At 33.8% G+C, this 19,264-nt stretch carries 19 protein-coding genes and 2 pseudogenes; 15 read left to right on the forward strand and 6 right to left on the reverse strand.

All coding sequences use genetic code 11. From position 1 onward, the window contains the following. Positions 1-88 precede the first annotated feature (88 nt). Positions 89-691 (forward strand): YrrS family protein, encoded by a 603-nt coding sequence (locus tag BFG57_RS16205; protein ID WP_069718533.1) that lies wholly within the window; start codon positions 89-91, stop codon positions 689-691. Positions 692-802: 111 nt separating this feature from the next. Here BFG57_RS16205 and BFG57_RS16210 read toward each other — a convergent pair whose 3' ends face one another. Then, positions 803-1,009, reverse strand: coding sequence for a DUF2536 family protein (locus BFG57_RS16210; RefSeq protein WP_069718534.1), 207 nt, complete (start codon positions 1,007-1,009; stop codon positions 803-805). Between the two features lie 312 nt (positions 1,010-1,321). Between BFG57_RS16210 and mtnN the strand changes: the two genes are divergently transcribed. Together mtnN and BFG57_RS16220 are read left to right on the forward strand one after the other, a co-directional pair. Beyond that, the gene (gene mtnN / locus BFG57_RS16215) at positions 1,322-2,026 is read left to right on the forward strand and encodes a 5'-methylthioadenosine/S-adenosylhomocysteine nucleosidase (RefSeq protein ID WP_069718535.1); all 705 of its coding nucleotides are present in this window, start codon (positions 1,322-1,324) and stop codon (positions 2,024-2,026) included. A 121-nt stretch (positions 2,027-2,147) separates the two neighbouring features. Then, positions 2,148-2,396 carry a YrhC family protein gene (locus BFG57_RS16220; protein WP_069718536.1) on the forward strand — a complete coding sequence of 83 codons (249 nt, stop codon included), beginning with the start codon at positions 2,148-2,150 and terminating at the stop codon, positions 2,394-2,396. A 114-nt stretch (positions 2,397-2,510) separates the two neighbouring features. Here BFG57_RS16220 and BFG57_RS16225 read toward each other — a convergent pair whose 3' ends face one another. After that, positions 2,511-2,666: a DUF1540 domain-containing protein gene (locus BFG57_RS16225; RefSeq protein WP_069718537.1), complete on the reverse strand. Its 156-nt coding sequence runs from the start codon at positions 2,664-2,666 to the stop codon at positions 2,511-2,513. Positions 2,667-2,809: 143 nt separating this feature from the next. Here BFG57_RS16225 and BFG57_RS16230 point away from each other — a divergent pair, with 143 nt between their 5' ends. Together BFG57_RS16230 and BFG57_RS16235 are read left to right on the forward strand one after the other, a co-directional pair. Further along, entirely contained in the window at positions 2,810-3,091 is a 282-nt protein-coding gene (locus BFG57_RS16230; protein WP_069718538.1) for a DUF2325 domain-containing protein, read from the forward strand. Positions 3,092-3,366: 275 nt separating this feature from the next. After that, positions 3,367-3,585: pseudogene (locus tag BFG57_RS16235) on the forward strand (cytochrome c peroxidase); the annotation flags it as partial. Positions 3,586-3,755: 170 nt separating this feature from the next. Here the strand turns inward: BFG57_RS16235 and BFG57_RS16240 are convergent. Beyond that, positions 3,756-4,805: a metal ABC transporter solute-binding protein, Zn/Mn family gene (locus BFG57_RS16240; protein WP_069718540.1), complete on the reverse strand. Its 1,050-nt coding sequence runs from the start codon at positions 4,803-4,805 to the stop codon at positions 3,756-3,758. Positions 4,806-5,121: 316 nt separating this feature from the next. Between BFG57_RS16240 and BFG57_RS16245 the strand changes: the two genes are divergently transcribed. Further along, entirely contained in the window at positions 5,122-6,177 is a 1,056-nt protein-coding gene (locus tag BFG57_RS16245) for a Cj0069 family protein (RefSeq protein WP_069718541.1), read from the forward strand. Positions 6,178-6,672: 495 nt separating this feature from the next. After that, a complete protein-coding gene (locus BFG57_RS16250; RefSeq protein ID WP_245676778.1) occupies positions 6,673-7,578 on the forward strand; it encodes a M15 family metallopeptidase in 906 nt (301 codons plus the stop codon). Positions 7,579-7,625: 47 nt separating this feature from the next. Here BFG57_RS16250 and sigK read toward each other — a convergent pair whose 3' ends face one another. Beyond that, positions 7,626-8,348, reverse strand: coding sequence for an RNA polymerase sporulation sigma factor SigK (gene sigK / locus BFG57_RS16255; protein ID WP_069718542.1), 723 nt, complete (start codon positions 8,346-8,348; stop codon positions 7,626-7,628). Between the two features lie 400 nt (positions 8,349-8,748). On the opposite strand from sigK, the gene BFG57_RS16260 reads away from it, so the two are divergent. From BFG57_RS16260 to BFG57_RS16285, 6 genes are all read left to right on the forward strand, one after another. Continuing rightward, positions 8,749-9,105: a PTS lactose/cellobiose transporter subunit IIA gene (locus BFG57_RS16260; RefSeq protein WP_069718543.1), complete on the forward strand. Its 357-nt coding sequence runs from the start codon at positions 8,749-8,751 to the stop codon at positions 9,103-9,105. Beyond that, a complete protein-coding gene (locus BFG57_RS16265; RefSeq protein ID WP_069718544.1) occupies positions 9,098-9,406 on the forward strand; it encodes a PTS sugar transporter subunit IIB in 309 nt (102 codons plus the stop codon). Before BFG57_RS16260 ends, BFG57_RS16265 begins: the two co-directional genes overlap by 8 nt. 17 nt (positions 9,407-9,423) lie before the next feature. Beyond that, positions 9,424-10,830 (forward strand): glycoside hydrolase family 1 protein, encoded by a 1,407-nt coding sequence (locus BFG57_RS16270; RefSeq protein WP_069718545.1) that lies wholly within the window; start codon positions 9,424-9,426, stop codon positions 10,828-10,830. 116 nt (positions 10,831-10,946) lie between these two features. Next, positions 10,947-12,254: a PTS sugar transporter subunit IIC gene (locus tag BFG57_RS16275; RefSeq protein ID WP_139125172.1), complete on the forward strand. Its 1,308-nt coding sequence runs from the start codon at positions 10,947-10,949 to the stop codon at positions 12,252-12,254. Between the two features lie 202 nt (positions 12,255-12,456). Next, positions 12,457-13,161 (forward strand): GntR family transcriptional regulator, encoded by a 705-nt coding sequence (locus tag BFG57_RS16280; protein ID WP_069718546.1) that lies wholly within the window; start codon positions 12,457-12,459, stop codon positions 13,159-13,161. A 286-nt stretch (positions 13,162-13,447) separates the two neighbouring features. Then, positions 13,448-15,352 (forward strand): glycoside hydrolase family 30 beta sandwich domain-containing protein, encoded by a 1,905-nt coding sequence (locus BFG57_RS16285; RefSeq protein ID WP_069718547.1) that lies wholly within the window; start codon positions 13,448-13,450, stop codon positions 15,350-15,352. A 109-nt stretch (positions 15,353-15,461) separates the two neighbouring features. Here the strand turns inward: BFG57_RS16285 and BFG57_RS16290 are convergent, their stop codons facing one another. Further along, positions 15,462-16,106 carry a peroxiredoxin-like family protein gene (locus tag BFG57_RS16290; RefSeq protein ID WP_083249303.1) on the reverse strand — a complete coding sequence of 215 codons (645 nt, stop codon included), beginning with the start codon at positions 16,104-16,106 and terminating at the stop codon, positions 15,462-15,464. A gap of 558 nt (positions 16,107-16,664) precedes the next feature. On the opposite strand from BFG57_RS16290, the gene BFG57_RS16295 reads away from it, so the two are divergent. Together BFG57_RS16295 and arsC are read left to right on the forward strand one after the other, a co-directional pair. Next, positions 16,665-17,960 carry an arsenic transporter gene (locus BFG57_RS16295; protein ID WP_069718549.1) on the forward strand — a complete coding sequence of 432 codons (1,296 nt, stop codon included), beginning with the start codon at positions 16,665-16,667 and terminating at the stop codon, positions 17,958-17,960. A 15-nt stretch (positions 17,961-17,975) separates the two neighbouring features. Further along, a complete protein-coding gene (arsC, locus tag BFG57_RS16300) occupies positions 17,976-18,395 on the forward strand; it encodes an arsenate reductase (thioredoxin) (protein ID WP_069718550.1) in 420 nt (139 codons plus the stop codon). A 668-nt stretch (positions 18,396-19,063) separates the two neighbouring features. On the opposite strand, the pseudogene BFG57_RS18490 reads toward arsC, so the two are convergent. After that, positions 19,064-19,264: pseudogene (locus tag BFG57_RS18490) on the reverse strand (IS4 family transposase); the annotation flags it as partial.

Consider the following 19,264-nt stretch of genomic DNA (forward strand, 5'->3'; position numbering starts at 1 on the left):
CGGAGAATTCATAGGAAACCAACTAAAAAGACAGAGATGTATCGAATAAATAGAGAGAAATATTTTTTCATTAGAGGAGGATCTGTTAATGCCTCAACAATCGCGTTATCAGAACAGAAGGAAAAAGAAGAAAATAAGTGGATTAATGTTAATGATTGCAGGCGTATTTGCAACCCTATTGTTTGTGTTAGTTATTAGTCTTTCTATAGGAGCTAAGGAGAAGCCTGAGTTTGTCTATGGACCTACAACACCAGAAACATATAAAGATGATGTGATAGAGCAAGAACAAGAGCAAGAAAAAGACTCAGAAAAAATAAGTGAAACAGAAGAGTCAATTGAAAGCTCAAAGGAAACAAGTAATACTGAAACAAGTGAAGAAGTTGTTTCAGAAGTAATTGAAGGTGAATGGGACCCAGTTGAAACAGAGCAAGAAGGGGTGCATGTCACTTCCTACGAAGAGGGATCAGCAGATTGGAACGAAATGTTACGAGCTACAGAAACTGCTACAAATATTTCTCAAGATGATATGATTGTATGGTGGTTAGGTAATGGTGGTAGTCCGAATACGTCAACAGTTACTGTAAGTACGAAGGACAATACAGAAATCTATCGTGTGCAATTACAATGGATTGAGAGCAAAGGTTGGCAACCTGTAACAGTTGAAGTACTTGAAAGCAATCCTTATCAGTAATATAGAAAGCACCTTTTCTTGTTGAGAGAAGGTGCTTTTGTGTTTTTGCTATGGCTTATCCTTCTACCTTAACCGTGTTGAAAGCAAAATGGGCAGGTGTAATAAAATAAGCTATTTTGTTTTGAAATGTACGACTGCAGTAAAGTATGTTTTACCTGATTCATAATCAATGTGTGATTGATGTGAAACAGAATGAACATTAAGAAGTATTGCTTGGTTTTGTTCGATTTTTTCATTTACTTTACTTTCTAAATCTTTTAAGGTCAAAGCTTCAAAAAACTCAACCTTGTCTTCAATTCGTTCTAATTTAATTTGCATATATCATCCGTCCTTTTTAAATAATAAGCAATTATAACAATCATAAGTATTTAACTTCAAGTAAATAATTGTTTAGGGCCTATTTTATCGTAAGGGATACAATAATCTATGGATAACAAAAATTGTCGTTTGCTTGCGTAGAAAACTGTTCTAAAAGTATAATAAAGAGAAACTTTCATCACTGGGATATTCTTTCTCACCTTATAGCTTGTTAGTTGACTATCGTTTATTGTCCAATATTTATACATAAAGATGGGATATTCAACAATTGTTAAAAAAAATTATAATCACATATAGAAATGAGGATAACACATGAAAATTGGCATTATTGGTGCAATGGAAGAAGAAATTCAAATTTTGAAAAATAAAATAGGTCATAGAGAAAAAGAGGTTATTGGAGGATTCGAGTTTTATTCTGGGAACATTAATGGCGTAGAAGTAGTATTATTACGTTCTGGAATTGGAAAAGTAAATGCTGCAATGAGCTCAGCACTTTTACTTGATCGCTATAAACCTGATATTGTCATTAATACAGGTTCTGCTGGTGGATTCAGAGAAGACTTAAATGTTGGTGATATTGTCGTATCAACTGAAGTTCGTCACCATGATGTCGATGTTACGATTTTCGGTTACGAGTATGGACAAGTCCCACATTTACCAGCAGCATTTAAAGCAGACGATAAATTAGTTGATGCGGCTATGGATGCAGCAAAAAACATAACAAGTGTTCAAACTGTAAAAGGACTTATTGTTACAGGAGATTCATTTATGAACGATACAGAGCGAGTTGAGTTCGTACGTGATAAGTTTGATGACTTAATTGCTGCAGAGATGGAAGCAGCAGCGATTGCTCAAGTTTGTCATCAATTTAATATTCCATTTGTTGTAATTCGTGCCCTATCTGATATTGCTGGCAAAGATTCTAATATATCATTCGATCAATTCCTAGATAAGGCTGCATTACATTCATCTGAACTTGTACTAGAATTCGTAGAGAACGTAAAACGCCAAGATTAACATCACGTATTTGAGTTCATTCCATTTTTGAATAGATGGATAATCTGGTGGATATTGCTTCCCATTTCCTGTAACTTTCTATGTTATAGTGGAGATATAGTAAGGTTTCAGGAGGGGTAGCATGGAATCTCAGCAGTTTGATAGATTAAGTGACAAAGTTCAAGATTATACAAATTATTCAAAAATACTACTTATGATAAGTATCTTTTTCTTTATGGGTACACTTATGCTAATGGAGCAAAAAACAAATGAGCAGCTTCTTATAATTCTAGTTTCTACATTCTGTATGCTTTTAACGAGTGGCTTTTTTCAACTTTCAGCATCTAAAATTAAAAAACAAATAAATGAACAAGACCAATCCAGCCTGTAATCATGGATTGGTTTTGTTTATATAGTCGAATAAACATCAAAAAACTTCTACAAGAGAGTATGGAAATTTCACTCTTGTAGAAGTTTTTACTATTGTTAGTTTTATTTTCAGAAGTTAACTCTTAGGATCAAATGTTTTACAGTCAGTTTCATGTTGATTATTGGCTTGATTACCACTATGACTAACTACATAAATTTCAGAAGCAGAACAATTGTTTCCATTCTTCCAAAAACTACAGTTTCGTACTTCACATAATACATCTTGTGCCATTATTGTTCCTCCTTAGTATAAAGAATTCAGTTACATAAATTAGTTTGTAGAAAAAAAGTAGGCATTATACTTATGAAAATGTTTCTCAATTACATTGACATAGATAATCATTCTCAATTAGAATGATGATAGAGGTGAATGAGATGGAAAATATATTAATCATTGGAGCAGATCGTCTTGGGAAAATTGAAAAAAACCTTCTCGAATATGGATTTTCTAATGTTACACATATAGATGGTCGTAAAGTTAAAATGGTTCACAGAAAAATTCCAGAACAAGTAGATATCATTCTCATTTTAACTGACTTCATTAATCATAACTTAGCAAATACAATTAAAAATAAAGCAAAGCAAAATAATATCCCAACACTATACGCAAGAAGATCGTGGTGTTCAATTGCAAAATCACTTGAAACAGTATCCTAACTAAAATAATAAGGGAGAGGAAAGAATGAACGAACATGTTATTCATGTGAAGACGATAACAGATCAAGCGTTAGAGTCGTTTTTACGTTGTCCTGTAGCCTTTTATCACCAATCAATTGGTGAACGTCATCCTTCACTAAATTGAAGGCAATATGTACAGGCAGTTATCAATCAGATTGTAAAGAGATTTTTTCAATTGCCTAACACACAACGTACGGGCTCAAATATATTGCGATTGATCCAAACGTATTGGCAAAGAGTTGATACCTGAATTTGATGTAAATTCTGATGGAGATGCACGTGCAAATTTCACAAACCCTAGAAATAGAAATGAATTTGATACACCAACATTGAGCGGGGTGTGGGCTACAGAACTATACCTTCATGATGGAAGTGCGAAAACGATTGAAGATGCAATTAGTCGACACCAATATGAAGAGCAATCCCAACTTTCTAAAGGTGAAATAATGGCATTAGCCGAATACGTTCGTTAAATCGAATGAGAATACCCCCTGACTGAAAAAACTAGTCAGGGGGTATTTTAAAATGATATGTGTATTCATTGATATGCATAATTTGCAAGTTAAGCAATTGAACAATGCGAAGTGCAAAACAATAATCTGACAATGAAGATAGGAGATTAGCTATTGATGGATATATAACATTATTTTAACGCTTGTTCTAATGTATTCAGATTTTTCTCCATGATACTGAAGTAGTCTTCATCATTTGAGATTTCTTCATCTGTACGAACTGATAGATTATGAAGTTGAAGGGTCTCAGCACCTAGTTCATCTTTAATAATATTAGCAATCTTTGGTTTAACATTCTGTTCGAATATAATATATTGAAGATCGTTTTGTTTAGCCGTCTCAATAATGGTTTCAAGTTGTCTTTGAGATGGTTCATTTGTTGGTGATAGACCAGTTATACTAATTTGCTCAATTCCGTAAGCCTGCTCCCAATACCCATAGGCTGCATGAGAAACAAGAATTTTTCTTTTATTAGTAGTATCAGTAAGTTTATGAAATTGAGAATCTAACTCTAGTAATTGGAGCTTTAATTGTTCAAAGTTTTTATTAAATGTTTCACTTGCTTCTGGTTTCAATTCGATTAGCTGTTCTTTAATATTATTTGCTAACTGAATAGAGAGAGTTGGGTCAAGCCATACATGTGGATCTTTATCATATTCTTCATGAGCGTGTTCATCATCTTCAGTGTGATTTTCTTCATTTTCAACACTCTCAGTATGATTTTCCTCATGTTCATTGTCTTCATGCTGATCTTCTGTAGTTTTGTCACCTTGATCTTCATGACCATGTTCTAATAAATTAATGCCTTCAGAAGCCTGTAAGACAGTAACTTGTTCCGCTTTTAGTGATTCTGCCATCGATTTAGCATATGTTTCCATGTCATCATTACTATATATGAATAAGTCCGCATCAGCTAACTGAATCATAGTTTGGGTTGTTGGTTCATAATTATGAGCATCTGAACCAGGAGGAATGATGGATTCAACAGTTACGTATGTACCACCAATTTTTTTAGCGAAATCTTCAAACGGAAAAAGTGTTGTATAGATTTCTAAGTGATCTTCACTTGTACTTTGTTGTTCCTGTTGTTCAGAATCATTATTTGCACACCCTGAAAGAAATATGCCAAATAATATAGTTAAAGCTAATGTGAGTTTACCCCATTTGTTCAATATAAACATTCCCTTCTATAATAATTGAATACTTCGCTTATTATATCGTAACAATTACGATTTGCAAATAGTAATCGTTACGTTTATAAGTAATCCAAAAGTCATGTTTGTGAAATGTGAAAATTAATTTATAGGTAAATATTTTTAATTAATTACAATAATTTTACAAAGAATCCATATAAATGCCACAATTTCCATTATTAATTAATTGTGTTTGTTGTATTATAGATCTGTAGGGTTATTTTTCATAACTTCTTTATGATTTTGTTATTATAGTTGCTCAAAATTAAGCAACTATAAATATATATTAGGGAGTGTGGGAGATTTGAAGAAGAAAGTAGTTTTCTTTGAAGTTCGTGAAGGTACTGATAAAGGACCGGACGGGTACAGACCAGACACTATGCCAATGGTTAATGCATTAAATGAGCGTGATTGGGAAGCGGAAGTTATCTTCTATTCAGATGATAAAAAAGATGAAATTTTAGAGAAGGTTTTAACAGAGGCTGATGCTTATGTAAGTCGCATTAATCCAGGGAATTTAAAAAGTGAAAAAGTATATTTTGAAATGTTACACGAACTTGTGAACAATGGTGTTATCGGCATGGCTCATCCTGATGCTATGAGCAAGTATGGTGCGAAGGATGCACTAGTGAAACTACGTGATACTGATCTAGTGCCAAGTGATACATTTTCTTATTATGAAATCGAAGAATTTAAAAGAAACTTTCCAAAACAGCTTGCAAATGGTGAACGGGTGCTGAAGCAAAATCGTGGTTCAACAGGTGAAGGTATTTGGAGAGTTGTTCTAATAGATATTGATGCAATTGATCAGCATGGTAGTGTGAAATTAGACGCAAAAGTAAGGTGTACAGAAGCGAAGGATAATCACGTTGAAGAACGTGAGTTAGGAGAATTTATGGAGTTCTGCGAACAATATATTGTTGGTGATAACGGTATGCTTGTTGATATGCCATTCCTTCATCGAATCAAGGAAGGTGAAATTCGTATCTTCATGATCAACGATAAGCCCATGAATGTTGTGCATAAGAAACCAGCTGATGGAGACGATGCATTCTCAGCAACCTTATTCTCAGGAGCAAAATATCGCTACGATAAGCCAGAAGAATGGCAGGAATTAATGGACTTATTCACAGGTAACTTACAATCTATTACAGAGAAACTCGGTGGATATGATCTCCCACTCATTTGGACCGCTGATTTTATTTTGGATACAGATGAACAAGGAAACGATTGTTATGTTCTTGGCGAAATGAATTGTTCGTGTGTAGGATTTACTTCACACTTGTCTCTTGCTCATCATGTAGCAGACGAAGTAATTTCGATCATTAAACAAGCTGATGAAGTTGAATGCCATAAATAATTTTAAAATATATTAACTGATAACTCATAATTGTAATAACCTTCATAGTTTTTAACATTCTCCATCTACTCCCTAGGTATACAAAATCATTTTTTGAAACCCTCTTCCTTAATTAATATAAAAGGAAGGGGTTTTTGTATTTATCACGTTTCAATTGATGCTAAGACCCCTATGTCATAACATAGAATAGTCAACGAAGGATGAGTGGGAGAGCAAGCGTCAGTAATTACCTGATTGGTTCAACTAACCATCAGTGAGTGTTACTGCACTGATGGAAGTTTCACTTTATAGATTGCGACATATTTATTGTCAGGATAGGGAATGTTCGATAGTATAGATTTAAGTAGTTGTTACATTACTAACGAACGAATGTTATTAGATAACTTATCTTTCGTTTTCATACTTAGTTAATTTTTTTTGTTAGAGCTTTTTTAATGATTCTGAACAATAATTAAGTTTGAAATAATATTGATTGAACAGCAGGAGATGTTTGATGTGAATCGTAAAATATGGATGGTTTCCTTAAGTGGATTAACTTTATTAATTTTGGCAGGATGTGTAGCAAAAGGTAGTGACCTTGTACATACTGAAGAACAAGTGCAACAGAATGTGAATGAGCAGGAAACAATAATAGTTGATAAGCAACAAGAAGTTGTAAATGTAGAGTCTCAAATTGATGTAGAAAATTCCACAACGATCAATGATGATACGTCACAAATTGACATGACACAATCTGATGTAGATGTTGAAACAACTTTTGTAGAGGTCATAAATGGTAAAATGGTAATCGCAAACCCAGAAAATCAGCTCGTACTCGTAAATAAAACGAATTATTTACCATCCGATTACAAACCAGAGCAGCTCGTTGTCCCGAATGTACCATTTTACTTTGAAGAAGTGATTCAAAAGAAACATATGCGTCAAGATGCAGCGGCTGCGTTAGAAGAATTATTTGCCGCTTCAGAGAAGCAAGGTCTTAGTCTCGTAGCTGCATCAGGTTATCGTTCTTATGAAAGACAAGCAGAAATCTATCAGGCACAAGTAAGGCAAGTAGGAGAAGAGAAGGCTAATGAAGCGGTGGCAATACCTGGACAAAGTGAACATCAAACAGGGCTTGCAATTGATGTAACGAGCGCAGAAATGAACTTTAAGTTATTGGAAAGCTTTGAGGATACAAATGAGGGAAAATGGCTTCGGGAACATGCACATGAATATGGCTTTATTATTCGTTATCCAAAAGGAAAAGAAGAAACAACAGGATATCAATTTGAACCGTGGCATATTCGTTTTGTAGGAAAGGAAGTTGCTCAAATCTTATTTTCCGAAAATCTAACATTAGAACAATATATCGATGCTTTACCAGTTCAACAGCAAGAACAGTCAATACAAACAGAACAATAATGGAAATAAAGTGTCCCCCTAAGCATAACAGTGGAGGGGGACATTTTTTATGAGTTGGCTCGTTTGCGTTTTCGCTGTTCACTTCGATAAAACTCATGAAACAGTTTCATTAATGCTCGTTTTTCAATTCGTGAAACATAACTTCTAGAAATACCAAGTTCTTTTGCAATTTCCCGTTGTGTTTTCTCATCCCCTTTTTGTAGACCAAACCTTCCGATAATCACTTCTTTCTCACGTTTATCTAAAATATGAATAAACTGACCGATCTTCTCTAATTCAAGATTTTGTTGAATGACTTCAATAACATCCTCGTTCTCTGATTTTAATATATCTATTAATGAGATCTCATTTCCTTCTTTATCCTGTCCGATGGGGTCTTGCAACGATACATCTTTACGTGTTTTCTTTAAGGAACGTAAATGCATTAGTATTTCATTCTCTATACATCTCGCGGCATATGTGGCAAGCTTTGTCCCTTTCCCTAATGAATAACTTTCAATCGCTTTAATTAAGCCAATTGTGCCAATAGAGATTAAATCCTCTGAATCTTCATTTGTATTCTCGAATTTCTTTACAATATGTGCAACAAGTCGAAGGTTATGTTCAATCAACTTGTTACGCGCATTTTGGTCCCCTTTAACCATAAGTTCAACGTACTTCTTTTCATCTTTTTCATTTAGCGGTTTAGGAAATGCATTATTTTTGACGTACGAAACAAAAAACCAAACTTCTTTCAGTAGATGTGACGTTGCAAGTAAAATTCCCGACAAACGTATCCACCTCCATACTGGTTTGATTTTTCTATAATATGACCGTTATAACGTATTCGTGCGTGTCCGTATGAAATTAATGTTAAAACAAATTGAATATTCTCTCATATGTGAAAGGGTTTCACGTTAAGTCATTGAATAAGACAGTTCAAAAATGTTTGGTTTTAGTTAGATTTGTATTTGTTGATCTTTAAATATAAGGAAGAAATCAGATCAAAGAGTATTAACTAAAAAAGTAATTTTTATGTTTAATTTGTGAAATGATGTTAGGTAGAGTAAATTTTTGATTTTTTTTTGTTAATAAAACGTTTACAAAACATCGAAGCAGGATTATAATAAACCCATAATTAATATTTGTACCAATAAATTTTATTCATCATGATAACTGGGAGTGATTGGGATGTCGGGTATTTCAGAAGAAATGCAAATGAAAATTTTCGGCTTAATTGCTGGAGCTGGAGATGCTAAATCTAGCTTTTATCAAGCAATGAAGCTTGTTCAAGAAAATAAATATGAAGAAGCTGAAGAACTTGTAAAAGAAGCAAAAGCTTCATTAGTTGAAGCTCACAAAGTACAAACGAGCCTAATTACAGAAGAAGCTAATGGTAATCAAATAGAAGTAGGAATTCTAATGGTCCATGCTCAAGACCATTTAATGAATGCTATCTTAGTTCAAGAATTATTAGATAACCTTATTTCCATGCAAAAAGAAATTAATGGATTAAAAGAAAAATTGGAGGTTGTAAATAATGGTTAAAATCGGATTGTTCTGTGCAGCTGGAATGTCAACAAGCATGTTAGTGACAAAAATGAAAAATGAAGCAAAAGCTAAAGGGATAGATGTTGAAATTAATGCTTATCCTGAATCTGAGTTAGAAAAAGTTATCGATAACATTGATGTTGCTTTACTTGGACCACAAGTTAAGTTTTTGCTAACAAAAGCAAAAGCTGTTTGCGAACCGAAAAATATTCCTGTTGAAGTAATTAATACGATGGATTATGGAATGATGAACGGTGCAAAGGTATTAGAAAGTGCATTAAATCTAGTGAAAAAATAACATCTGGAGGTTCGATCATGAGATTTCCACAAGATTTTTTGTTTGGCGCTGCATCTGCGGCTTATCAAGTAGAAGGTGCTTGGAACGAAGACGGAAAAGGGTTAAGTAACTGGGATGTTTTCTCAAAAATACCTGGTAAAACCTTTGAAAATACGAATGGTGATGTAGCGGTAGATCACTATCATCGTTATAAAGAAGATATAAAGTTAATGGCTGAAATGGAATTGGAATCTTATCGATTCTCTATTTCTTGGGCAAGAATTATTCCTGATGGAGATGGAGAAGTAAACCATAAAGGTCTTGAATTTTATAATAATGTAATTGATGAATGTTTAAAATATGGAATTGTGCCATTTGTGACGCTATATCATTGGGATTTGCCTCAAGCTTTAGAAGAAGATGGTGGATGGGCGAATAAAAGATCAATTGATGCTTTCGCAAAATATGCTGAAGTTTGTTATAAGGCATTTGGAGATAGAGTAAAACATTGGATTACGTTTAATGAAACAGTAGTATTTTGTACACATGGATATATTTTTGGTGCTCATCCACCGGGTCTTGAAAATGACCAGAAGAAATATTTCCAAGCTACACATAACGTGTTTGTTGCACATGCTAAAGCGGTTCAAATCTATAAAAGTTTGAAACAATATGGTGAGATTGGAATTACACATGTATTTAATCCAGCTTATAGTATCGATGATACGGAAGATAATCTATTTGCTGAGATGCATGCAAACTACTATCAAACATTTTGGTATTATGACCCAATCTTAAAAGGTGAGTACCCAGAATATGTAGTGAAAAGATTAGAAGAACAAGGGTTAACTCCCGACTGGACTGAGGAAGAGTTAACTTTGTTAAAAGAAATGGCAGATTCTAATGATTTCATGGGGTTGAATTATTATCAACCTGCAAGAGTTGCCAAGCTCCAAGAAACCATTGACCTTACATCATTCAGTGAGATTTCTAAAGGGAAATCTGGTAGCCCATCTTTTGACGGCGTATATAAAACTGTCATGATGGATGACAAAGTCTACACAAAATGGGGTTGGGAGATTTCTGCTGAAGGCTTTCTTGATGGCTTAAGAATGTTAAAAGAGCGTTACGGTGACGTGAAATTATATGTTACAGAAAACGGTCTAGGTGATGAAGACCCAATTATCGATAACGAGATTGTAGATGTACCAAGAATTAAATATATTGAAGAACATCTGAAAGTAGTAAAACGTGCTATTGAAGAAGGAATTAACTTAAAAGGTTATTATGCTTGGTCAGTGATTGATCTATTAAGCTGGTTAAATGGCTTTAAAAAGCAATATGGTTTTATCTATGTAGACCATAAAAATAACCTAGAAAGAAAGAAAAAATTATCATTCCACTGGTACAAGCACATTATTGAAACTAGAGGAGAAGAATTGTAATTTAAGCAACAATGTAAGAAAAGTTTAATAGAAAGGTTCGCCATCTTATGATAGTTTTTAAGATGGTGAACCACCATATTTCAAAAGATAATATGCATCATGAGGAGGAGTTATAATTGAGTCGTTTTGAGAAGATGTTTGAAAAGGTAATGCCTGGCATCATGAAGTTTTCTAATGCAAAACCGATTGTAGCATTAAAAGATGGTTTTGTTCTTACAATGCCACTTACACTTATTGGATCAATTTTCTTACTTTTTGGAAACTTACCGTTTAGCAACTATCAAGCTTTCATGACTAATTTATTAGGTGAAGGTTGGGATACACCTCTTTATCAAGTTGTAGGGTCAACATTTGATATTTTAGCACTTGTAGCTGTTTTCGGAATCGCTTACTCATATGTGAAAGCTAGCAATATAGAAGCTGTTCCCGCTGGTATATTAGGGATAATTTCATTCTTAATTTTAACAAATTCATTTGTTGAAAGTCCTACGGGTGAAACAATTGGTGGTGTTATTCCGAAAGCATGGACAGGTGGACAAGGTATGATTACTTCTATCTTAGTCGGATTTGCTGTTGGTGCTATCTATACATGGTTTATTAAAAAGGATATTCGTATCAAGATGCCTGATAGTGTTCCTACAGGGGTATCAGACGCGTTCTCTGCTTTAATCCCAGGTTTTGTAATTATTCTGTTGTCGATGATTCTATATATCATTTGTGATAAGCTTCAAGGAATTTCGATGACTGAAATTATCTACAAAGTTCTACAAATTCCAATGCAAAACTTATCTGATTCACTCATTGGTATTATCTTAATTATGGCGATTATCTCAATTTTCTGGTGGTTCGGTTTACATGGACCAAACATTGTAATGGGAATCATGGCTCCTATCTTAACTGCCAACGCTCTATCTAACCAAACGATTCTTGATTCTGGTGATAAGTTAGTAGTTGGTGAGAATGCGAAAATCGTTACAGTTCAAATGGTCGATATTTACGCAAAGTTCGGTGGTGCAGGAATTACACTAGGGTTAATTATTGCAGCAATGCTTGTGGCTCGCTCACAACAAGTTAAATCGTTATCAAAAATGTCACTTGTTCCAGGGTTATTCAATATCAATGAACCAATTATCTTCGGATTACCAATTGTATTTAACCCATTAATGATTATACCGTTCGTTTTAGTTCCTGTTTTTGCAGTATTAATGACATATGGATCGATTGTAATTGGATTTATTGAACCTATGGGAGCACTTCAAGTTCCTTGGACAACTCCTCCAATTATTGCAGGTTTCTTATTATCAGGCTGGCAAGGTGCAGTGTTGCAGTTAGCTATTCTTGTAATGGCAGTAGTTGTTTACTTCCCATTCGTGAAAGCGCTTGATAAAGTTGCAACTGATCAAGAACAAGAGAGTGCTGCATAAAAGTAAATAAACCATCAGTGGGGGATCCTCCATTGATGGTTATTAAAACAAGTAGAATGACGACAGGTAAACCTTAGGAAATCTCTGCGTAAAAAAATGTAAAGGCTTACTTTTTTTGAGGACATCATAGTGTAGAGAAAACTTGAACTTTAATTTAAAATCAATATATGAAGTTAATTGCATAAGGGTGGTAAGTTGAGAAATGAGTGTAAAGTATAAACTAGTTGTTGAGCAAATGGAGAAGGAAATATTAGAGGGGAAGTATGCCTTTAATACTAAGTTGCCAACAGAAGACGAATTAATGAAGAAATTTGATGTAAGTAGAAATACAATCCGAAAAGCAATCGATATATTGGTTGATCAAGGTTATGTCTATCAAGTTCAAGGGAGTGGTATATTTTTACGTGAGTTCTCCAAACCAGGATGTATTACGATGAAAAACATGGTTGGTTTAACGAGAGAATTTCCTGAGGATGAAATGACTAGTAAGCTGCTAGAATTTGATTTGATTGAAGCAGATGAGCAGTTAGCGGCACAAATGAAATGTAAGGTTAAGACAAAACTTTATTATGTAAAACGTGTGAGATATTTGAATGATGAGCCATTCGTTATTGAAGAATCTTATTTCAATAAAGATACAATCATCTTTCTAAATAAAGAAATTTGTGAAGGCTCTATTTTTGAATATATAACTGAAGAGTTGAAACTGAACATTGGATTTGCAGATAAAGTAATCTCAGCTGATAAATTAGAACAAGAAGATGCAACACTGTTAGGATTACAGGAAGGTGACCCTACTTTAGTTGTTGAAAATACAGTGTTTTTAAATACTGGAGTAATTTATGATTTTTCTAGAGAGAAGTTTCATTATTCGTCAGCAAAGTTATTAACACTGACGACGAAGTAAGGTCACTACATTAATATCATGAAGTGTATTTAGGATTTGAATACGTATAATTGAATATTTTAATTCTAACTTGTTCACAGCTCAACTGAAATTGTTAAGCTTCGCATTTAAAAAGAGACTTAACAATTTCAGTGAAGGGGGTGGTACATTAGTAAACGATAAAAGATTCTATTAATGACGTAATGTTTATAGCCTTCATGTACATCAGCCTTTATGACGACTTTTTTATTACCTTGAGTTCATAGCTCAAACAAAGAAAAAATATAATCATCAGGGAGGTATAATAATGTTAGAATATGTTCGCAATAAAGGGTTCATTTATACATTAGTATTTGCTCTTGCTATGTTAACGTTTAGTTCCGTTGGTAACACTAGTGTCAATGCACAAGAGAATGCAGCAGAAGTGTATTATAGCTCAGAATCTAGCAATACAGCTCCAAAAAGTTCAGATTGGTATAGCAATACTGATTATGCAATGTCAGGTGTACAATATCAGTTGAGTAAGCAATCTGATATCCCGTTAACAAACCAAAGTGGTGCAAATGTAACAACGATTAATGTAAACCCTAATATTGAATACCAGTCTATCTTAGGAATTGGTACTTCTTTAGAAGAATCAACGATTTATAACTTATCGTTAATGTCACCTGAAAAGAGAGATGAAGTTCTTCGTAAGATGATTGACCCTACAAATGGGGTTGGAATGAATTTAATGAGAATTACATTTGGTGCTTCTGATTTTACAGGACGTGAGTTTTACTCTTATGAAGATACACCAGGTCAATTCTCAATTCAAAAAGACATTGATTACAATATCGTAGCTACTATTCAACAAGCGATTGCGATTGGACATGAAACAGGGAACCCAATTAAAATATTTGCAAGCTCTTGGTCTGCACCAGCTTGGATGAAGACGAGTAATAGCTTAATTGGTGGTTACTTAAAATGGGAAAATACAGGTGATCTTGCAGCATACTATCGCCGTGCGGTTCAAGAATATGAAAAGTTAGGTATTCCTATCTATGCAATGACAATTCAAAATGAACCTCTATACGCTGCACCAGATTATCCAAGCATGCAATTAACTCCAGATAATGAGCGTGAATTAGTAATTGCATTGAACAATGAATTTGCTACTCATGGTATTAATACGAAACTATGGTCTTTCGATCATAACTTTGCACAAGCTATGGATTATTTACCTGGTATTCTAGAAAATTCAGAAGCTAACAATGCGGTAGATAGTATCGCATTCCATGATTATGATGGTGAACCAACAGAAATGACTAAAGTGCACAATACTTATAATAAAAATGTACTTGTATCAGAACGTACTGTATGGGGTACAAGTGGTGCGGATCGTATCGCTCAATATTTCCGTAACTATGCAATTTCTTATAATGCGTGGGTAACGATGCTTGATCAGAACATTGCACCAGAACAATGGACTGGTACACCTGACCCAACGATGTTTATTCAAAGCACAACAGATAGAAATACGTATTATGCTACTCCTGAGTATAATTTTATCGGTCAATTCTCTAAGTTTATTCAAGAGGGTGCTAAACGTATTGATAGTAACTACGGTTCTGCAAATACGGTAACAAATGTATCATTCTTAAATCCAGATGATAGCATTGTTTCGGTTGTAATTAACCAAACAAGCACAGATCAAACTTTTAGAATCTTATCACAAGGTAAAGAAATTTTGACAACGATTCCAGCGAAAACTGTGGGCACATACATTTGGGACAAAGATGCAACAACGAATAATGGTACAAGTGCACCAATTGGTTCAGTCATCTCAATTAAATCGATGGCAAATCAGTTATTTGTTACGGCTGAAGACGGTGGAGATAGTGCACTAGTTGCAAACCGTGATAGTGTTGGTACATGGGAAGAATTTGAAGTTGTAGACGGTGGTAATGGATTTATTGCACTAAAATCACTTGCAAATAACCAATTTGTAAGCGCTGAAGATGAAGGTGAAAGTAGTTTAATCGCAAATCGTAGTGAAGTACAGGGTTGGGAACAATTCCTATGGATCGATAATGGTGATGGAACATTCTCACTTCAAGCAAATGCGAATGGTAAATATGTAACTGCTGAAGATAGCGGCGACAGTCCATTAATTGCTAATCGCGATTCAATTGGCGGTTGGGAGAAGTTTCAGTTTACAATTCAAAGATAACTAGAAGGTCTAAAGAGGACAAACTTTGATATTTTTTTAAAATAAGAGCATTGGGATGTAGTTCTTCATCCCAATGCTCTTTCATATTCATAATGTGTTAAATATTTTATTATAACGTTTTCAATGCTTCTAACAATTCATCGGGTTCAAGTCGTTCCATATAGTTTGGATTCACATAAGAAAAACGAATTGTACCGGTTTCATCAATCATGAATGTTGATGGTACAGGTAGCATCCAGTTATTCGGACCGTTATAATCAGCTAAATCTAGTCCTATGTTTTCATACACGTCTTTAACATCATTTGGAACATCGAATAAGATATTATATTTTGCAGCTGTTAGTCCCTTTGTATCACTTAGAACATGGTATGATAAATTGTGTTTTTCTTGTATGGTTAGAGAATTATCTGGTGTTTGCGGACTAATGGCGATTAAGGAAGCACCAATTTGTTTGATTTCATTTATAATTTCCTCGTATGCACGTAGTTGTCTATTACAATATGGGCACCAAGAGCCTCGATAAAATGTTAATATAACTGGACCTTTGCTTAATTCTTCATATAAGTTTACTATTTCTCCTTCAGCATTTTTTAAGGTGAAATCTTTTACTTTGTTTCCGATAGATGGTCCATTTGCAATACCTAAACTCTGAATCTCCTTAATGGAATTTTCAAGTATGTTCCATGCTTCAATTGGAGTTGTTTCTTTCCATTTATCCGTTATCTTTTGAAGGTCATTGTTTAACGTTGGCATCATTTTTCTCCTCGAATATCAAAATTTGTTAATAAATAAATTATAAGATAGGTAATTTTCTTATTCAATAAATAAGCTCATATGGGGATTGAAATGTATTCATCTAGTCTATTAGTATCAAAAATGATTGATTGATAAAAATTTGCTAAAGGTATTGCTTTCGATATATAAGCATATTATTATATAATAGGTTGTTTATATTGATTCATCATAAAGAAGGAAGTGTTCTTGATTGAATAACAAATTTTGGAGGCATCGTGATTACTAAAGCTCGTAGGGGATAATATGAAGTTATCAGTAACTGAGTTTTAAGTCTAAGATGATTTCTGTTTATATGCCAACCTTCTAATATTCCGTATCTTTATAAGTTAATGGATAATAGTTTGATTAAGGAGAAGAGGCAAAAACAATGGATTGTTTATTCAATCAATGAACGGCATAGGAGTTATCTAATAGTAAAAGATATAATAAACCATTTTCCAAACTATGCTATTAAGATTAAAGAATTAGAACCATAAGGTTTGCGTATTTCGTGTAATTAAAAGGGGGGACATCATATTGACACAAGTAATATTAGCATCAGTTATTTTTCTAGTCACGCTAGTGTTTGTGATTTGGCAACCTAAAAATTTGTCAATAGGTTATTCAGCCTGTGGGGGAGCAGTGTTAGCTTTACTTGCAGGAGTTGTTGATTTTGGTGATGTAATAGATGTAACTGAAATTGTTTGGAACGCAACACTTGCATTTATAGCGATAATTATCATTTCACTCATTTTAGATGAAATTGGTTTTTTTGAATGGGCGGCCTTACATATGGCACGTGCAGCTCAAGGAAGTGGCATCAAGATGTTTATCTATGTAACTATATTGGGTGCAGTCGTTGCAGCTTTTTTTGCAAATGATGGAGCGGCACTTATCTTAACACCAATCGTTTTAGCGATGGTACGTGCTCTTGATTTTAAGGAGAAAATGATTTTGCCTTTCATTATCGCTAGTGGTTTCATCGCAGATACAACGTCATTGCCATTTGTTGTAAGTAACTTAGTTAACATCGTTTCTGCTGATTATTTTGAAATTGGTTTTGTTGAGTATGCATCACGTATGATTATTCCCAATTTGTTCTCATTAAGTGCAAGTATTATTGTATTGTATCTGTATTATCGTAAGCATATTCCAGCAAACTATAATATAGATCAATTGAAAAAACCAGTAGACGCCATTAAGGATATTAAAATGTTCCGTTTGTCGTGGGCAGTGTTAGTTATCCTTTTGGTAGGTTATTTTATTAGTGAATTTGCTGGAATACCTGTTTCGTTCATTGCTGGTATTGTTGCAATTTTCTTCTTGATAATGGCACAGAACAGTCCAGTCGTAAAAACAAGCACAGTTATTAAGGGTGCACCTTGGGCAGTTGTATTCTTCTCAATTGGTATGTATGTTGTCGTATATGGTTTGCGTAATGTAGGGTTAACAGATATTTTAGCAAATGTAATACAAATTGCAGCTGATCAAGGTTTATTTGTTGCTACAATATCAATGGGTTTTATTGCAGCTATCTTATCCTCAATAATGAACAATATGCCGACTGTTATGATTGACGCACTTGCAATTGCAAATACTGATACTACTGGAATTATTCGTGAAGGATTAATTTATGCAAATGTGATAGGTTCAGACCTAGGGCCGAAAATTACACCGATTGGTTCTCTTGCAACTCTACTATGGCTTCACGTTCTTTCACAAAAAGGTGTAAAGATCTCTTGGGGATATTATTTTAAAGTAGGTATTATACTTACTATTCCAACGTTATTCATCACATTGCTTGGTCTGTATATGTGGTTATTAATCATCTAATAAAGGAGAATAATTATGTCTAAAAAAACGATTTATTTCTTATGTACAGGAAATTCTTGTCGTAGCCAGATGGCAGAAGGTTGGGCAAAAAAACATTTAAGTCAGGAATGGGAAGTGAAAAGTGCTGGTCTTGAAGCACACGGTCTTAACCCTAATGCTGTTAAAGCGATGAAAGAAGTAGATATAGATATTACGAATCAAACGTCAGATATCATTGATCCAGAGATTATGAATTCTGCTGAATTAATCGTTACGTTATGTGGACATGCGGCAGATAATTGTCCAGTAACTCCACCACATATTAAAAGAGTACACTGGGGATTTGATGATCCAGCGAAAGCAGAAGGTACAGAGGAAGAGAAATGGATGTTCTTCCAACGTGTCCGTGATGAAATTGGTGAACGAATCGAACGCTTTGCACAAACAGGAGAATAATTAAAAATATAATAGTCATCATTTACTGCTATGATATACTCCTCTGAAGGTGGACAGGTGAATTAATAAATCTGTTTCCTTTAGGGGAGTATTTTGTATCTATTTTAAATTATGTTTGTATTCATATAAAAAAATGATTGTTTTGATAATTGAAGAATGTGATTCACTTGATAAGTTTAATAATACATAGGTATACACTAGCATCATCTGAATATTATCATAATTTTCAGGTTTATTACTTGTTTGTCATCGAGAAAAAAGTAAACACATAAACAAAGATGTCTCGATCCATGTCGATTTGGTAGGGTTTTCACCTGATTTTATCCATTATATAGGGCTTTTCCTATGCTTAAAATGAAGTTATTTAACATTACGTGTATTAATAATAATTAAATTACATTCATGCACCACTAGTCATATAAATCGTAAAAATTTCTGATTAATTGAAAATATGTAAATAATTTAAGAATTTTTTAAGAAATAAATTGTATAGTTAAGATTGTTAGTTCAGTCCAGAAAAATTAATGTTAAGTTCAAAGGAAAGGAGAGCTTATATTTACAATTAGACTAGAGTAACAGCGATAACTTAATTAATTTTCAAAGGCGTCGCAATTTGTAGCGTGTGTTTTGAAAAAAATGTGTTCGACTAGATCAAGGAAAAGTCGTTAAAATATATTGAGATTGATACCGTTTAATCGTCGTGACAACTGAGAAATACTGATTGAATTCAGGTTGATTTCTTTTTGCAGTTGATCATAATAAAGATAGTCGCTTAGCAAATGTAAACTTTCAACGTCTTGTAACTGTGCAATGAGTAGTAATTTTATGAATGACTTTGTCGTTAACTTCTTCGTATAGTAGTCTAATTG

This window comes from Bacillus solimangrovi (assembly GCF_001742425.1).
In the GTDB taxonomy this organism is placed as follows: domain Bacteria; phylum Bacillota; class Bacilli; order Bacillales; family Bacillaceae_N; genus Bacillus_AV; species Bacillus_AV solimangrovi.

Excerpts from the sequence above, each read along its gene's own strand:
- BFG57_RS16205 (WP_069718533.1), top strand. The coding sequence starts at position 89 with ATGCCTCAACAATCGCGTTATCAGAACAGAAGGAAAAAGAAGAAAATA.
- BFG57_RS16210 (WP_069718534.1), bottom strand. The coding sequence starts at position 1,009 with ATGCAAATTAAATTAGAACGAATTGAAGACAAGGTTGAGTTTTTTGAA.
- mtnN (WP_069718535.1), top strand. The coding sequence starts at position 1,322 with ATGAAAATTGGCATTATTGGTGCAATGGAAGAAGAAATTCAAATTTTG.
- BFG57_RS16220 (WP_069718536.1), top strand. The coding sequence starts at position 2,148 with ATGGAATCTCAGCAGTTTGATAGATTAAGTGACAAAGTTCAAGATTAT.
- BFG57_RS16225 (WP_069718537.1), bottom strand. The coding sequence starts at position 2,666 with ATGGCACAAGATGTATTATGTGAAGTACGAAACTGTAGTTTTTGGAAG.
- BFG57_RS16230 (WP_069718538.1), top strand. The coding sequence starts at position 2,810 with ATGGAAAATATATTAATCATTGGAGCAGATCGTCTTGGGAAAATTGAA.
- BFG57_RS16240 (WP_069718540.1), bottom strand. The coding sequence starts at position 4,805 with ATGTTTATATTGAACAAATGGGGTAAACTCACATTAGCTTTAACTATA.
- BFG57_RS16260 (WP_069718543.1), top strand. The coding sequence starts at position 8,749 with ATGTCGGGTATTTCAGAAGAAATGCAAATGAAAATTTTCGGCTTAATT.
- BFG57_RS16265 (WP_069718544.1), top strand. The coding sequence starts at position 9,098 with ATGGTTAAAATCGGATTGTTCTGTGCAGCTGGAATGTCAACAAGCATG.
- BFG57_RS16270 (WP_069718545.1), top strand. The coding sequence starts at position 9,424 with ATGAGATTTCCACAAGATTTTTTGTTTGGCGCTGCATCTGCGGCTTAT.
- BFG57_RS16280 (WP_069718546.1), top strand. The coding sequence starts at position 12,457 with ATGAGTGTAAAGTATAAACTAGTTGTTGAGCAAATGGAGAAGGAAATA.
- BFG57_RS16285 (WP_069718547.1), top strand. The coding sequence starts at position 13,448 with ATGTTAGAATATGTTCGCAATAAAGGGTTCATTTATACATTAGTATTT.
- BFG57_RS16290 (WP_083249303.1), bottom strand. The coding sequence starts at position 16,106 with ATGCCAACGTTAAACAATGACCTTCAAAAGATAACGGATAAATGGAAA.
- arsC (WP_069718550.1), top strand. The coding sequence starts at position 17,976 with ATGTCTAAAAAAACGATTTATTTCTTATGTACAGGAAATTCTTGTCGT.